This window comes from Pedococcus sp. NPDC057267, assembly GCF_042668795.1.
GTDB lineage: Bacteria > Actinomycetota > Actinomycetes > Actinomycetales > Dermatophilaceae > Pedococcus.
On record NZ_JBHUYG010000019.1, the window covers coordinates 1 to 14503 of the forward strand.

Sequence of the window (14503 nt, forward strand, 5' to 3'; positions counted from 1 at the left end):
CCGCCGTTTCACGCCAGCAACTGCCGTTTTGCGCGGCAGGTCGGGCGCCCGGGCGGTCGGGCGCCCGGGCGGTCAGGCGGGCTCGGGCGGGGCAGCGTCAGGCGGGCTCGGGGGCGCGGTAGCCGGTGGGCTCGCCGGAGCCCAGGTCGACGATCGCGGCCACCGGGCCGCCGCCGTCCGGACCCTGGTGTGCGGCCGACACCGACACGAACACCGCCGGGTCACCGGTCACCGCGGCCGTCACGCCACCGACCGCGGCCTTGATCTGCCGGTGCCAGTGCACGTCGGAGTCGTCGAGCATCGCGTTGCGGCGACCGCGCACCTGCCCGTCCTGGCTGACCTCGCACTTGAGGAACACGTTGACCAGCCGGCCCTGCAGGTCGGAGGAGTGCGGCCGCTCGGGCAGCTCGAGCCCGGCGTCCCGGATCGCCGACCACACGCCGTCGGCGTCGAGCGCGTCCCGCATCACGGAGTGGCCGATCCGGTACCGGCCGCCGACCCCACGGGCGTTCCCCACGACGACGACCTGCGCCCGGTCGAGCTCGACACCCGACGAGCACGACGCCACCGACGAGTAGAGCGACCGGTCGCGCAGCACGTCCTCGTCGCGCGGCATGTCGATCTCCCCGAGGGCGACCGCGATGCCGAGCGCCGTCCCGCCGTTGGAGACGTCCATCGAGGCCAGCGTGTCCTCGGTGAACACGTCGTGCCCGCGGCTCTTGGCGTCGCGGATCGTGTCGATGGTCAGCAGCGGCGTCTTGGTCTGCACGTAGTGCACGTCGGCCGGGTCGGTGATGCCCGCCCGCTCCATCGCGACCTTCACGGCGTCGGCGACCTTCGTCACCATCGCGGTCCTTCCGATGTCCTCCGGCAGCAGGACCTCGCTCATCGCGAACCCGACCGTCAGGCGCGGCTCGTCGGTCTGCTCGGCGTGGTCCGCCGAGACGGTCGCGAAGATCGTCGCGTGCGGGCTGATGACCCCGTCGGTGCCGCCGGACCACACGATCGGCACCTCCTTGACCCGCTCGGCATCCGCGCCCTTCGCCACGAGCGCCTCGCGGAACGCCCGGTCGGCGAGGATCCGCGTGTAGTCGTTGACGCCGCCGTTGCCCTCCGTCTTGCCGATGATGGCGATGACCCGGTCTGCCTCCAGCACGCCGTCGTCGATGAGCTTGGTCAGCTCGGACGCGTCGGAGACGCTGTGGATCGGGACCTTGCGCACCTCGATGGGCTCGGGCATGGGTGTCACCTTCCGTCTCGTGGGGATTCCGTTGCAGGAGTGGGGGGCTCGGTATGCCGCGTGCCCGCGGAGGTCTCGCCGCTCACCGTGGTGCCGACCGCGCCCGGGTCGGACACGGCCTCGGTGATCCGCTCGAGCGAGGTGATCACCGACGTGCCACCCGCCCTCGCGAACCGGAGAGCCGCCTCGACCTTCGGCCCCATCGACCCCGACGCGAACTCGCCGTCCGCGGCATACCGCTCGAGCTCGGCGACCGGCACGACGCCGAGCGGTCGCTCGTCCGCGGTCCCCCAGCCGACCACGGCGTGGTCGACGTCCGTCGCGATGACCAGCACGTCGCACCGGACGGCCCGGGCGAGCAGGGCGGCGGTGAGGTCCTTGTCGATGACGGCCTCGACACCGTGCACCGAGCCGTCCTCGACGCGCACGACCGGGATGCCGCCACCGCCGGCCGCGACGACGACGTACCCGTCCTCGAGCAGCGTCAGCAGGGTCGGCGTCTCCAGCACCTCGACCGGCTCGGGGGAGGCGACCACGCGGCGCCAGCCCCGCTCGCCGCGGTCCTCCCACGTCTCGCCGTGGTCGACGAGCACCTGCGCCTGCTCACGCGGCAGGAACCGACCGATCGGCTTGGTGGGTCGCCGGAAGCCGGGGTCGTCGGCGTCGACCAGCGTGCGGCTGACCAGCGCCGCGACGCGTCCCCGCACCCCGTGCCGGGCGAGGGCCGCCTCGAGGGTGTCGAGGATCGTGAAGCCGATGGTCCCCTGCGTCTGGGCCCCGCACCAGTCCAGCGGCACGGGCGGGACGACGTGGGCGGCGAGCTCGTTCTTGACGAGCAGGTTGCCGACCTGGGGGCCGTTGCCGTGCGTGAGCACGACCTCGTGCCCGGCTGCCACGACCTGCGCGACGTGCTCCATCGCGCCGGCGATGGCGTGGCGCTGCGCCTGGGGGGTGGCGCTGCCGTCGGGGCCGGTCATGGCGTTGCCGCCCAGCGCGATGAGTACGCGCATGCCACCTCCCCGCCCGTCGCCCGTCCTGTGCGGCGAGCCTAGGCAGCGCCGGCGCGACCTGACGTCGTCAGGTCCTGCCCAACGGCAGGCCCGGCCTTGGCAGATGTGGGCAGCCGCGCCGACCGGTCAGGGGAGGGCGCGTGCCCGCCTGGCCCCCGCCCGCAGGTCGTGCCAGAAGACCCGGGCGGCTGCCGCGAGCGAGAGGACGAGCCCCAGAACGGCACCTGTCGTCACCCCCGCCGGGGAGCGGGTGATCAGCCAGCCGACCCAAGGGAGGACCCCCAGGACGACGCCGATGGCCGGCGTGAGGACGACCAGCCGAGCCTTCTCCCCGCGGCGCCACAGCTGCGAGGCGAGGACGAGCACGGAGCACGGAAGCAACAGCCAGAACCCACCGAGGAGGGCCAGCACGAGGACCTCCAGCGGATGGAGGGCGTACGCGTCCACGACCTCGGGGCCGCCGTTGACGCTGCTGCCGGTGTAGGCGGGACGGAGGCCACTCGTGAGCAGTGTCCACACCACGCACAGCCCGAGCAGGACGCCGACGACCGCCGGCACCCAGGTCCCCGAGAGCGCGGGGCGCCGTGGTGCCGCAGGGGCCGGAGCCGCCACGAGCACGGTCGCCGGCCGCCCGGCATACGCCTCGTCGGCGATGGCCTGCGGCGGCCCCAGCTCCGCGAGCGCCGCCCGGACCTCGGCGTCCGTCGCGCCGGCGCCGGCCCCGGCTTCGAGGTGCTCACGCACCCCGGCGAGCACCTCGGCCCGTTCGCCGGGCTCGATCCCGTGGAGCAGCAGCTCGAGGTCGCGCAGGTAGGCGTCAGCGAGCGGGTGGGTGGTCTCAGCGGTCATGCGGTCCCCCGGAGAGTGTGGTGTCGACGGCGTCGCGGAACGGCTTCCACGTGCGACGGAACGCGGCTAGCGACTCACGCCCCTCCGCGGTCAGGGCGTAGTAGCGACGGGGTGGCCCCTCGCTCGACTCCTGCCAGGTGGTCTCGACCAGGCCTGCCTTGCGGAGCCGCGCGAGCAGCGGGTAGAGCGTCCCCTCGCTGGCGAGCAGCACGCCGTCGGCCGTGAGCTGTCGAGCCAGGTCGAGCCCGTACAGCTCGCGCCGCTCGAGCAGGGCGAGCACGCAGTACTCCAGCGCACCGCGACGCAGCTGCGTCAGGATGGTGTCGTCGCCGGGTACCATGCGACGCAACCTAGCGCCGCCGCCACCTGTCGCGCAAGGAAGGGGTGTTTGCGCGATCGCGGCGGTGATCACCGCGGGGATCGCGCGAAGACCCGCCCAGGCAGTCGGCCCACGGCAGATGGCCCACAGCAGTTGGCTCAGGCCGCGGGCGGCACCGGCCCGAGCGCGACGAGCAGGTCGGCCACGGCGCGGGGGTCGTCGAGGGCGTCACCGAACAGCTCGCGCAGCTGGCCCACGCGGTACCGCACCGTCTGCGGGTGCACGAACAGCGCCTCCGCCACCGGTTCGCGCCGCCCCCGCAGGAGCAGCCACAGCCGCAGGGTCTCCTCGAGCTTCTCGCGCGCGGCCGGCGTGAGGTCGTCGAGGGGCGCGAGGGCCCGGGCGCGCAGGTCGGCCAGTGCCTGGGGGTCCGCGGCGAGGACGATCTGGGCCAGGTGCGCGTCGGTGTCGTATGCCGTGGGCTCGCCCCCGCGGGCGAGGCGCCCGCGCAGGGCGCGGTGGTGCGAGGCGGCCGCCTGGCGCCACGGGACAGTGGGGCCGACCACCGCGTCGTGGCCCTCGAGCTGGCGCACGAGCCGGCGACGGGTCGTCGGGGTGAGGCCCGGGGCCACGAGCGCCACCACGTCCTCGGAGGCCTCGACGCCGGGCACGTCCTCGCTCAGCACGAGGGTGCGCCCGTCGACGAGCGAGCGCACGTGGTGGGTCTCCGCGTCGGGCACCAGCAGCACGGTGACCGTCCGCGGCAGGTCCCAGCCGGCCCGCTCCGCGCGACGGGTGACGACCTCCTCGGTGGTGCCGCGCAGGAGGTCGAGCGCGAGCCGCTCCTGCAGGCGCTGCTGGAGCCGCTCGGCGGAGGCGAGCTGGTCGGCATGGCCGCTCACGCTGGCGGCCGACAGCTCGTCGATGTAGGCGAACACGAGCTCGGCGAACCGGGCCAGGGCCTCGGCGCTCATCCCCGCTCGCACGGCCTCCTCGCTGAGGCCGCGCCACGAGACCCGCGCGCCGATGCGGTACGCCGACAGCAGGGCGTCCATGCTCCGGCCACTGCGGGCCTCGCCACGGCCGAGGTCGTACGACGCCACCAGGGCGGGGCCGAGCGGCGTGCTCGGGTCGTCGGAGCGGGCGGCGATCGACAGGAAGGTGCCGAGCGCCACCTGCACGGCCGTCTCGATGTTCCCCACGAGGTAGTCGCGGGCGCTGGCATAGCTGGGGACCTCGTCGATGATCGCCTCGACCGCGTGGGTCGCGACGCCGGGCAAGGCGCCCTTGAGGCGTGACAGCACGTCGGGTGGCAGGGTGAGACCCGCGGCCCGCTCCGTCGCCGACCCGCCCGTCGGCACGGTGGTGGGGCCGCCTGCGCCGGAGCCGGTCGGCTTGGCGGTCGAGGCGGAGCCGGGACTGCTGGGGCTGGACGGGTCCTCTGGGGCGGATGCGACCATCTTTTGTCTCCTGCGAACAACAATGCGCGCCGAACTCACGCGTCGCGGTCAGGAAACTAGCCTACCCGGGCAGCCATCATGGTTCCATGACCGCAGTTCTCCCACTTCGCACCGCGTCGCCGGCGCCCACGAGGCGACCCCTGCGCACTGCCCTGTGGCGGGTCGCCGAGGCCGTCGTGCACCCCCTGCTCCCCTCCGACTACCTCGACCTCGTCGCGCCGCTGCGCGCCGGGGCCGACCTGCGCGCCCGCGTCGTCTCGGTCACCCCCGAGACCCGCGACGCCGCCACCGTCGTCCTGCGCCCCGGCCGGGCCTGGCGCGGACACGTCCCCGGCCAGTACATCCGCATCGGCGTCGACGTCGACGGCGTGCGCAACTGGCGCGCGTACTCCCTGACCAGCCGCACCGACGCCCCCGACGGCCTGCTGTCGATCACCGTCAAGGCGATCCCGGAGGGCAAGGTCAGCAACCACGTCGTCCGCGCCCTCCAGCCCGGCACCCTGGTCCACCTCGACCAGGCGACGGGCGACTTCACGCTCGGCGAGCAGGCCCCGGCCCGCGCCCTCTTCGTCACTGCCGGCTCGGGCATCACCCCCGTCATGGGGATGCTGCGCAACCACCTCCACGAGCTGCGGGACGTCGTGCTCGTCCACTCCGCACCCACCCGCGACGACGTCGTCTTCGGCGCGCAGCTGCGCGCGTGGGCGCAGGACGGCCGCCTCCGCCTCGTCGAGCGGCACACCGACACCGACGGCATCCTCGCCCCCGCCGACCTCGACGAGCTCGTGCCCGACTGGCGCTTCCGCGAGGCCTGGGCGTGCGGCCCCACCGGGCTGCTCGACGCGTTCGAGGACGCGTATGCCGAGGCCGGCCTCTCCGAGCGCCTGCACACGGAGCGCTTCCGCCCCGTCGTCATCGCCGAGGGCGAGGGCGGCACCGTGGCCTTCGGCCGGCAGGGCACCGTCGTCGAGGCCGACGGCGCCACCCCGATCCTCGACGCCGGTGAGGAGGCCGGCGTGCTGATGCCGTCCGGGTGCCGGATGGGCATCTGCTTCGGCTGCGTCGTGCCGCTGAAGCAGGGCGCAGTCCGCGACCTGCGCAACGGCGAGCTCACCGTCGCCAGCGAGGGCGACGGCGTCCGCATCCAGACCTGCGTCTCCGCCGCCGCCGGCGAGTGCGAGATCGACCTCTGACCCCACCGGGCGCTGCGCCACGCAGGCGCAGTCGCTCCACCGACCACCGCGTCGCCACCACGGCGCACCGAGACCCAGCTCTGAGACCCCCCACAGAACGGGAGAACCACCACTCATGACCGCCACCGCCAACAAGGCCACCGAGGACTTCGACCTCAGCATCGACGGCTCGCTCGCCGGCACGCCCCGTGCGCCGCAGCGCACGACGTCGCTCAACAGCCGGCTGTCGGCCGTCACCACCGAGCGCCGCCACGTCGCCAAGCCGTCCGGCAAGCCGGACCCGGCCGGGCACCTGACCGCCGAGGAGATCGAGGCGCTCGGTGCCGAGCTCGACGCCCTGCGCCAGGAGGTCCTGGACTCGCGCGGTGCCGCGGACGCGGCATACATCCGCAAGGTCCTCAAGTGGCAGCGCGGCCTGGAGATGGGCTCGCGCGCGGTGCTGCTGTTCTCGCTCTTCCCGCCGGCGTGGTTCGTCGGGACGGCCGGCCTGTCGGTCGCGAAGATCCTCGAGAACATGGAGCTCGGGCACAACATCATGCACGGGCAGTGGGACTGGATGCGCGACCCGCGGATCCACAGCCAGGAGTGGGAGTGGGACAACGCGTCCCCGTCGGAGTTCTGGAAGCACTCCCACAACGAGCTGCACCACACCTTCACCAACGTGATCGGGCGGGACAACGACCTCGGCTACGGCATCATGCGCGTCGACGAGGACCAGCGCTGGACGCCGTCCTACCTGGGGCAGCCGGTCTACAACTTCGTCAACATGCTCTTCTTCGAGTACGGCATCGCCGCGTACGACCTCGAGGTCGGCGCCTATCTCAAGGGCCGGGGCAAGGACAAGGAGACGTTCCGCCGCGACGCGAAGAAGGTCCTGCGCAAGATCGGCCGCCAGGCCCGCAAGGACTACCTGCTGCACCCGCTGCTGTCGGGGCCGTCGTTCTTCCACACCCTCGGCGCGAACTTCGTCGCCAACACCGTCCGCAACGTGTGGACCCACTCGGTCATCATGTGCGGCCACTTCCCCGAGGGCGTCGAGACGTTCGCCAAGTCCTCGATCGACGGCGAGACCCGTGGCGAGTGGTACCTGCGCCAGATGGTCGGCTCGGCGAACATCAGCGGTAGCAAGGCCATGCACCTGATGACCGGCAACCTGTCGCACCAGATCGAGCACCACCTGTTCCCGGACCTGCCGAGCAACCGGTACGCCGAGATCGCCCCGCGCATCCAGGAGATCTGCCAGCGCTACGGCCTGTCCTACACGACGGGTCCGCTGCCCAAGCAGGTCGCCTCGGCGTGGAAGCAGGTCGTCACCCTCGCGCTGCCGAATGCGCAGCCCGGTCGCAACCGCGTCGGCATCGCCGCCGAGGCCGTCGGCAAGCGGGTCCGCCGCAAGCTGCGCGGCGGCCGCGCCCGCACCGCCTGACTGTCCTCCAGCCGAGGCCTGACGCTCCCCGCGTCAGGCCTCGGCTGCGTCGTCAGCCGGCTCCGTGTGGGTCATGGACTCCCGCACCGGCCAGTGGGCGAGCGTCCCGAGGAGCACGAGGAGCAGTGCCTCGGCCTGCAGAGGTGTCACCTGAACGGCTCGGTGGTCCCAGGCGCGACGCCGAGCACGGGCGGCCGCCCCTTCAGTTGCCGGCGCCGCAGTCCTTGCCGGCGGGAGTGCAGACGCTGACAGCGAACGGCATCACGACCCGGTGCCGCACGAGTCCTGAGCGGTAGACCACCTCGTACCCGCGGTACTTCCACGTGCCGGGGCGCGTCACCCTGTACGTGACGAGCACCTCGGCGCTCCCGCGGAACGGCCCCGCATCGCGGGTGCGCGGGATGGTGTAGCCGGCGGGCGCTCGGCGGTCTGCCAGTGGGACGAGCTCTGCGCCCGAGCCGTCCACGAGGCCAATGCCGTCACGACCGTGCACCCGCGGTGCCAGTTGCACGGACGTCACCGCCAGACCTGCGGAGGTGTCCGTGGCGGGTACCGGTCTGACGCTTTCGAGGTGGACGTCGAACCAGCCGTCGTTGACGAGCGCAACGGCCCCCTCGGTGAACTCGTCCCCGACGTCGCGGCTGGCGCCGGCGCCTGCTGCCCAGTGGGTCGGGCCGAGCGGTCCCTCACCCGTGCCGATACCGGTCAGGCACATCGTCACCCCGACCGCTGCGACCACACCGACGGCGACCGCCACCCGGCGGCGGTTCCAGCGGCGCCACCACGGGCGCCCCGCAGGCTGGGGCCCGGCGTCGTCGATGCCCACGTCCCCCTGGACAACCCCCATGCCCGGAGTATGCCGCGTCAGTCCAGCTCGTCGAGCCACTTCCGGACGGACTCGTCGTGCTGGCCCAGCATCGGCGGTGCGAGGTGCTCGGGCCGCCCACCGGCATACGCGTTGTCGTCGAGGCGGATCGGCGGCCCGGGGAGCTCGATGGTGCCCAGGGACGGGTGGTCCACCTCGATGACGAGGCCCTGCGAGCGGGTCTGGTCCCAGTCGTAGACGCGGTCGATGGTGCGCACCTCGCCGGCGGGTATCCCGAGCTCGGCGAGCCGGGGGAGCAGCTCGGCGAGCGGGTGGTCGGCGAACGCGGCGTTGAGGGTCGCGGTGACCTGGTCGCGGTTGACGGTGCGCTCGCGGTTGGTGGCCATGCCGGGGGCGGCGGGGTCGATGCCGAACGCGGTGGCCAGCTTCACCCACAGCGACTCGCTGCCACAGGCGACCTGGATGTCGCCGTCCTTGCAGTGGAAGAGGCCGTAGGGCGACAGGCTCGGGTGGTGGTTGCCCTGGGCGTGCCCGACGTGGCCGGCCACCGTGTAGGCCGTGCCCTGGAACGCGTGCGCGCCGACGATGGCCGCGAGCAGGCTGGTCCGCACGACGCGTCCGCGGCCGGTGCGGAACCGCTCGTGCAGCGCGGAGACCACGCCGTAGGCGCCGTACATGCCGGCGAGCAGGTCGCCGATCGGCACGCCGACCCGCTGCGATGTGTCGGCGTCCGGCCCGGTGACGGACATGAGGCCGGCCTCGCCCTGGGCGATCTGGTCGTAGCCCGGACGGCCACCCTGCGGGCCGTCGTGGCCGAACCCGCTGATGGACAGGACCACGAGGCGCGGGTTCAGCTCGTGCAGCCGGTCGACGGGGAAGCCGAGGCGGTCCAGGACGCCGGGGCGGAAGTTCTCGACGAGGACGTCGGCGGCCCGGACGAGGCGCGTGAGGACGTCGCGGCCGTCGTCGGACTTGAGGTCGAGGGTGATCGACTCCTTGTTGCGGTTCGCGCTGAGGTAGTACGTCGAGACAGGGTCGTCCTCGGGTCCCACGAACGGCGGCCCCCAGCCACGGGTGTCGTCGCCGCTGCCCGGCGTCTCGACCTTGATGACGCGCGCTCCCATGTCGCCCAGCATCATCGCGGCGTGCGGCCCGGCGAGGGCGCGGGAGAGGTCGACGACGGTGATGTCCTCCAGCGGTGCTGTCACGGGCTCATCCTGTCAGCGGCTCCGGGTTCGGGGGAGGGGTCGGGCCGGCCCACGGGCCCGCCGTGCGGGAGAGGCCGGGTCGGACGATGGCCCGATGGTGGATCGTTGCCGGATCGCCACCCGACGGGGGTTCCGGGGGTCGAGGGCGCGGCGGAGCATGGATGGGGGCCTGGCTGGTGGGACCGTGCCGGGGACGTCACGGGAGGTGGTGCCGTTGCGTGCACGACGTGTCCTGCCGTCGCGACGGCTGCTCGCGCTGCTCGCGGTCCTCGCGGTCGTGGGCGGGACGGCGTGGTGGGTCTCGGAGGACCGGGGACCCGGGCGCGGCGGGGCGCCGCTCGTCGACGCGACGGGGGCGCCCGACGCCGACCCGTCGGTCTGCGCGCAGCGCGTCAACCGGACCCCGCAGATGCTGGTCGACTGCGTGACGACGTCGGGGGTGTGGGCGCACATGGAGCGGTTCCAGCAGATCGCGGACGCCCACCCCGGTGCTGACGGCCACCCATCCCGCAACTCCGGTGAGCCCGGCTACAAGGCGTCCGTCGACTACGTCGCCGACGTGATGCGTGCCGCGGGCTACGACGTGACCCTGCAGCAGTACACGTTCCACTACTTCAGCTGGGTCGGGACGCCGGTGCTGAGCCTGGTGTCGCCGAGTGCGCACGCGTTCCGGGTCGGCACCGAGTTCGACCCGGGACCCGTGGCCGGCACGGCGACCGCGGCGGTGCAACCGGTGCAGGGCATGGTCGTGCCCGCGACCTCAGCCGCACGGTCGAGCAGCGGCTGCCGGGCCGTCGACTTCGCCGGCTTCGTCCGCGGCCGGATCGCGCTGGTCCAGCGCGGCGGCTGCACCTTCGACGTGAAGGTCGCGAACGCGACGGCTGCCGGCGCGTCCGCGGTCGTCCTCTTCAACGAGGGCACGACGGACCGTTCGGGCGTGTTCGCGGGCGTGCTGTCCGACCAGGCGCGCGTCCCCGTCGTCTTCACCTCGTATGCCGTGGGTGCCGGGCTCGTGGCGCAGTCGCGGTCGGGTGCGCGTTCCGTCGTCACCGTCGAGGTGAGGACCGTCGACGACCCGAACCGGGCCGACTGGAACGTCATCGCGGACTCCCGGACGGGGGACCCCGACAACGTGCTCGTCGTCGACGCGCACCTCGACGCCATCTACGGAGCCGGGATGCTCGACAACGCCTCGGGCTCGGCCGCCATCCTCGAGATCGCCCGGCAGCTGCGGAACACCCCCACGCGCAACCGGCTGCGCTTCATCTGGTTCGGGGGAGAGGAGCTCGGGCTGCTCGGGTCCGACCACTACGTCAACAGCCTGGCGCCCGCAGAGCTCGCGAAGGTCAAGTACGACCTGGACGCGGACGTGCTCGCGACGCCGAACTACGTGGCCGGGGTCATCGATCCCCAAGACGGTGTCGGGTTGTTCCAGCGCCAGCCGGGAACGCCCATGTCACCGGGCATCTTCGGCGCGTCGGCCATCGCCCGTGATCACGCGATCGGCTACCTCGAGTCGATCCGCAAGAACCACGTCCTGCTCTCGGCCGACGGTACCGACGCCTTCATGTTCCAGCTGGCCGGCATCCCCGCGAGCGGGCTGTTGACGGGTCAGGACTGCTGCAAGCTCGCGTCGGACGTGAGGCTCTTCGGTGGCCACGTCGGCAACTACGAGGGCACCGTGCCCGGCACCGACGGCGGCTGCGCGGACCGTGCCTTCCGGTGGTGCGACACCCTCGACGACAACGACCCGCACGTGCTCACGTGGATGTCGAAGACGCTCGCCGAGATGGTCGGCCACATGGCGTCCGACCGGAAGGCGTTCACGTCCTCCCCGCTGCCCGGCGTCCGGGCCGTGGAGCTCCCACCGTTCGGCCGGCGCCCGGGCACCCTGCCGGGCGCGACCGACCAGTGAGGCGCCCGAACGAGCCCGCGGGGGATCTCGGTGCGCGCCGGTGCGCGCCATGGAATGGCCGGTTGTCTGCACGAGGCAGGCGCCGGGACGCTGTGGGAGAGTGACCGCTGTGGCGGATGACGTCGGCAACACCGGACCTTCGGATCGCGTCGGTCGCACCGTGCCCACGGTGGCCCGGCCGTGAGCGGCATGCTCGACGGGCTGGCCGATCCCCCCACGCCGTCCTTGGCGGGCCGGACGGCCGTGGTGACCGGTGGCTACCGCGGGCTCGGGCTGGCCTTCGCCCGGGCCCTGGCACAGGCGGGTGCCGACGTGGTGATCGGCGCGCGTGACGAGGGCGCCTCGCGGGCGGCGGCGCGGCTGCTGGCTGAGGAGACGGGTCGGCGCGTGGTCGGCACGGCACTCGATGTGACTCGGCGCGAGGACGCCGAGAGGGCGGTGGCCACCGCGGTCGAGGCCACGGGCCGGCTCGACGTCCTGGTGAACAACGCCGGGGTCTGCTACCACCGTCCGGCCCTCGAGGTCCCCGACGAGGAGTTCGACTCGGTCTTCGACATCAACGTCAAGGGCGTCTGGCTGATGAGCCAGGTCGCCGCTCGGCACTTCACGACCGCAGGGGGCGGGACGATCGTCAACATCGGGTCGATCTCGGGCCAGATCGTCAACCGCCCGCAGTGGCAGCCGGCATACAACGCGTCGAAGGCGGCCGTCCACCAGCTCACCAAGTCGCTCGCAGCGGAGTGGGCTCCGTTCGGGATCCGGGTCAACGCCGTCGCACCCGGGTACGTGCGCACCGAGATGGCGCCGGTGGACGAGCCGCGGTTCCGGTCCCGGTGGATCGACGACGCCCCCATGCGGCGAGCCGCCGAGCCGGAGGAGATCGCGCCCCTCGTGGTCTTCCTGGCCTCGGATGCCTCGAGCTTCATGACCGGTTCGGTCGTCGTGGCCGACGGCGGGTACACGTTGTTCTGAAGGGGCCCGCCGAACGCGTCCTGCGAGGCCATGGGCCTGCCTTCTCCAGGACCTCCGGGGCCCCGCCCGCCAGCGCTCGTTCGGGTGCCGCCTTGCGGCTCAGTACCCGATGGAGAGCAGCACCTGACGCGCAAGCAGTTCGGGAGCGGACGGCGGAAGGAGAGGACCCGGTTGACAACGAGGTCCACGCGGCCGTCCTCGAACTCGATCAGGTCGACATCGGCGCCGAGTCTCTCCAGCGCCGCCACCACGGGCTCAAGCCGGCCAACAGCAACCAGGGGCCGGTCGCTGCGCAACAGCACGATGACCCGAGCACGTTCGGACGTCACTCCTCGACCCATGAAACCAAGGGGTGCCAACCACCGAGGGTGAGCCGGCGCGCACCTTTCCCCTTGCCTACAGTCCGAGCTTGCTGCGCGGCACGGTGGCCAGCAGCTGCTGCTGGTCGTACACCGGGCCCCCGGCGTCGCTGGTCCGGCCGGAGGGGTAGTGGGTGGAGACGAACAGGCCATAGACGTTGGTGCCGCTGATCGCGAGCCCGAAGTAGTCGCCGATGAAGTGTTCGGCACAGTTGGCATCGGAGCACGGGAGCTGGGGGAGGCCGCCGACGGTCTGGTCCGGCTGTTCGGGGTCCCACGAGAAGTTCGTCATGCGGACGTTGTGACCGGTCGGCATGGCACCGGCGCCCTCGTCCAGGTACGGCTGCATGGAGACGTCGATGCAGAAGTTGGTCCGGCCCACGTCCTGGGGGCGGATGCTGGGGTCTGCGGGGCAGGCCGATCGCCGGTCGTAGAACGCGACGGCGACCGCACCGCCGGGCCCGGCAGCGACCGAGGGCTGGAACTGGTCGGTGAGCGTGCCGCCCTGGTCGACGTTGTCGTTGACGACCGCAGGCCGGCTCCAGGTGGCGCCACCGTCGAGGGACTGTGTGAACAGGACGTCCATCTGGGTGCCGTCCCAGTTCTCGTAGGTCAGGTACAGGTGGCCCGGATAGGTGGGGCTGGCAGTGAAGTTCTCGGTGATTCCGTCACGGAAGGTGGTGTTGGTCAGGCAGCAGGCGGGAATGCTCCCGATGGCCGGTGTGGCGGCGACGAAGGGGCTGAAGCTGCGGCCGTCGTCGGTCGACTTGCCAACGTAGACCGTGGTGGGGGCCCGGTTGGCGTTGAGCGGGAACGAGGCGAACGCGACGTACAGGTCACCGGCCGCATCGACCGACGGGTAGATGTAGGTGTTGGACGGGCCCGTCTGGGAGGGGGCCGTGATCGTCGTGGGCTTGGCGAAGGTCAGTCCACGGTCGCGGGACACCGCGATGCGGATCTTCGTGGTGTTGTTGTTGAAGACCGACCACATGGCGTAGACGTGGTCCTGGAACCTGCTGCCCTCGACGGCGTCGACCGCGACCCACTGCTTGTCCTCGACGTGTCCGAGCTGGTTGGTGGAGGCGTTCGGTGAGCTCTCCAGTGGCTGTCCGCCGTTGCCGACGGTCCAGTGCTGGCCGAGGTCGTCGCTGTAGGACAGCTGGATGGCGCCGTCCGGGTGCAGGTTCGCGCCTGCCCAGAAGGCGTTGAACGGGAGGGTGGTCTGGTAGGCGCGGCCATGGGTGTCGAAGGCGACGTTGGGGTCGGTGACGTTGGTCCAGCTCGGCGGCATCGCCTGGGTTCCGGTGGACACGCAGTCGTAGCCCTGCACCTGGTTGTCGGATGCGGGGCGTCCGGCGGGGATGCGGTAGGAGCCGAGGTAGAAGTTGTAGTCGCTGGAGTACTTGTCGACGAAGAACTTGGAGACGCCGACGATGTCCTCACTGCCGGGCCGGACCGCCAGCCACGACTCGGAATGGTTGGAGTTGAGCTGGGCCGGCCCACACGTACCCGGGTCGGGGAACGTCTGCCCCGGCGGATCCGGGTAGCCGCCGCCGAGCGTCGGCGTGCTGGCCACGCGGTTGACCGCGGGCACGCTCGAGAACCACAACGACCCGTCCGCGCGGGCGGCCACCCCAGGTCCCAGCGTTGTCGACGCGGCAGCGAGGACCGCTACCGCCATCACGTGAACTCTGCGCATGAACCGCACCTCCCCGTGGCCGAACGG

Annotated in this window: 12 protein-coding genes; 4 read left to right on the forward strand and 8 right to left on the reverse strand. The window is 72.3% G+C overall.

From position 1 onward, the window contains the following. Window positions 1-97: 97 nt before the first annotated feature. The 5 genes from ACFUC1_RS06340 to ACFUC1_RS06360 all read right to left on the reverse strand — a co-directional run bounded on the left by ACFUC1_RS06340 (window position 98) and on the right by ACFUC1_RS06360 (window position 4878). Entirely contained in the window at window positions 98-1240 is a 1143-nt protein-coding gene (locus tag ACFUC1_RS06340; RefSeq protein ID WP_379117783.1) for a ring-opening amidohydrolase, read from the reverse strand. Window positions 1241-1245: 5 nt separating this feature from the next. After that, entirely contained in the window at window positions 1246-2250 is a 1005-nt protein-coding gene (locus tag ACFUC1_RS06345) for a carbamate kinase (RefSeq protein WP_379117785.1), read from the reverse strand. A gap of 126 nt (window positions 2251-2376) precedes the next feature. Beyond that, window positions 2377-3099 (reverse strand): HAAS signaling domain-containing protein, encoded by a 723-nt coding sequence (locus tag ACFUC1_RS06350; protein WP_379117787.1) that lies wholly within the window; start codon window positions 3097-3099, stop codon window positions 2377-2379. Then, window positions 3089-3439, reverse strand: a complete 351-nt coding sequence (locus ACFUC1_RS06355; RefSeq protein WP_379117789.1) for a PadR family transcriptional regulator — start codon at window positions 3437-3439, stop codon at window positions 3089-3091. The genes ACFUC1_RS06350 and ACFUC1_RS06355 overlap by 11 nt, the downstream gene beginning before the upstream one ends. Window positions 3440-3576: 137 nt before the next feature. Further along, entirely contained in the window at window positions 3577-4878 is a 1302-nt protein-coding gene (locus tag ACFUC1_RS06360; RefSeq protein WP_379117791.1) for a PucR family transcriptional regulator, read from the reverse strand. A gap of 86 nt (window positions 4879-4964) precedes the next feature. Between ACFUC1_RS06360 and ACFUC1_RS06365 the strand changes: the two genes are divergently transcribed. Then, entirely contained in the window at window positions 4965-6071 is a 1107-nt protein-coding gene (locus ACFUC1_RS06365; RefSeq protein ID WP_379117793.1) for a ferredoxin reductase, read from the forward strand. A 115-nt stretch (window positions 6072-6186) separates the two neighbouring features. Beyond that, the gene (locus tag ACFUC1_RS06370) at window positions 6187-7497 is read left to right on the forward strand and encodes a fatty acid desaturase family protein (protein WP_379117795.1); all 1311 of its coding nucleotides are present in this window, start codon (window positions 6187-6189) and stop codon (window positions 7495-7497) included. A gap of 202 nt (window positions 7498-7699) precedes the next feature. Here the strand turns inward: ACFUC1_RS06370 and ACFUC1_RS06375 are convergent, their stop codons facing one another. After that, a complete protein-coding gene (locus ACFUC1_RS06375) occupies window positions 7700-8344 on the reverse strand; it encodes a hypothetical protein (RefSeq protein WP_379117797.1) in 645 nt (214 codons plus the stop codon). A gap of 17 nt (window positions 8345-8361) precedes the next feature. Continuing rightward, a complete protein-coding gene (locus ACFUC1_RS06380; RefSeq protein WP_379117799.1) occupies window positions 8362-9531 on the reverse strand; it encodes a CaiB/BaiF CoA transferase family protein in 1170 nt (389 codons plus the stop codon). Window positions 9532-9745: 214 nt separating this feature from the next. Here ACFUC1_RS06380 and ACFUC1_RS06385 point away from each other — a divergent pair, with 214 nt between their 5' ends. Together ACFUC1_RS06385 and ACFUC1_RS06390 are read left to right on the forward strand one after the other, a co-directional pair. Beyond that, the gene (locus ACFUC1_RS06385) at window positions 9746-11446 is read left to right on the forward strand and encodes a M28 family peptidase (RefSeq protein ID WP_379117801.1); all 1701 of its coding nucleotides are present in this window, start codon (window positions 9746-9748) and stop codon (window positions 11444-11446) included. A 189-nt stretch (window positions 11447-11635) separates the two neighbouring features. Then, complete coding sequence (locus ACFUC1_RS06390) at window positions 11636-12418, forward strand: SDR family NAD(P)-dependent oxidoreductase (RefSeq protein WP_379117865.1); 783 nt, start codon at window positions 11636-11638, stop codon at window positions 12416-12418. A 396-nt stretch (window positions 12419-12814) separates the two neighbouring features. On the opposite strand, the gene ACFUC1_RS06395 is transcribed toward ACFUC1_RS06390, so the two are convergent. Then, window positions 12815-14458, reverse strand: coding sequence for a sialidase family protein (locus ACFUC1_RS06395; RefSeq protein ID WP_379117803.1), 1644 nt, complete (start codon window positions 14456-14458; stop codon window positions 12815-12817). Window positions 14459-14503 lie beyond the last annotated feature (45 nt).

Coding starts and splice junctions, on each gene's coding strand:
- ACFUC1_RS06340 (WP_379117783.1), bottom strand. CDS start 1,240: ATGCCCGAGCCCATCGAGGTGCGCAAGGTCCCGATCCACAGCGTCTCC.
- ACFUC1_RS06345 (WP_379117785.1), bottom strand. CDS start 2,250: ATGCGCGTACTCATCGCGCTGGGCGGCAACGCCATGACCGGCCCCGAC.
- ACFUC1_RS06350 (WP_379117787.1), bottom strand. CDS start 3,099: ATGACCGCTGAGACCACCCACCCGCTCGCTGACGCCTACCTGCGCGAC.
- ACFUC1_RS06355 (WP_379117789.1), bottom strand. CDS start 3,439: ATGGTACCCGGCGACGACACCATCCTGACGCAGCTGCGTCGCGGTGCG.
- ACFUC1_RS06360 (WP_379117791.1), bottom strand. CDS start 4,878: ATGGTCGCATCCGCCCCAGAGGACCCGTCCAGCCCCAGCAGTCCCGGC.
- ACFUC1_RS06365 (WP_379117793.1), top strand. CDS start 4,965: ATGACCGCAGTTCTCCCACTTCGCACCGCGTCGCCGGCGCCCACGAGG.
- ACFUC1_RS06370 (WP_379117795.1), top strand. CDS start 6,187: ATGACCGCCACCGCCAACAAGGCCACCGAGGACTTCGACCTCAGCATC.
- ACFUC1_RS06375 (WP_379117797.1), bottom strand. CDS start 8,344: ATGGGGGTTGTCCAGGGGGACGTGGGCATCGACGACGCCGGGCCCCAG.
- ACFUC1_RS06390 (WP_379117865.1), top strand. CDS start 11,636: ATGCTCGACGGGCTGGCCGATCCCCCCACGCCGTCCTTGGCGGGCCGG.
- ACFUC1_RS06395 (WP_379117803.1), bottom strand. CDS start 14,458: ATGGCGGTAGCGGTCCTCGCTGCCGCGTCGACAACGCTGGGACCTGGG.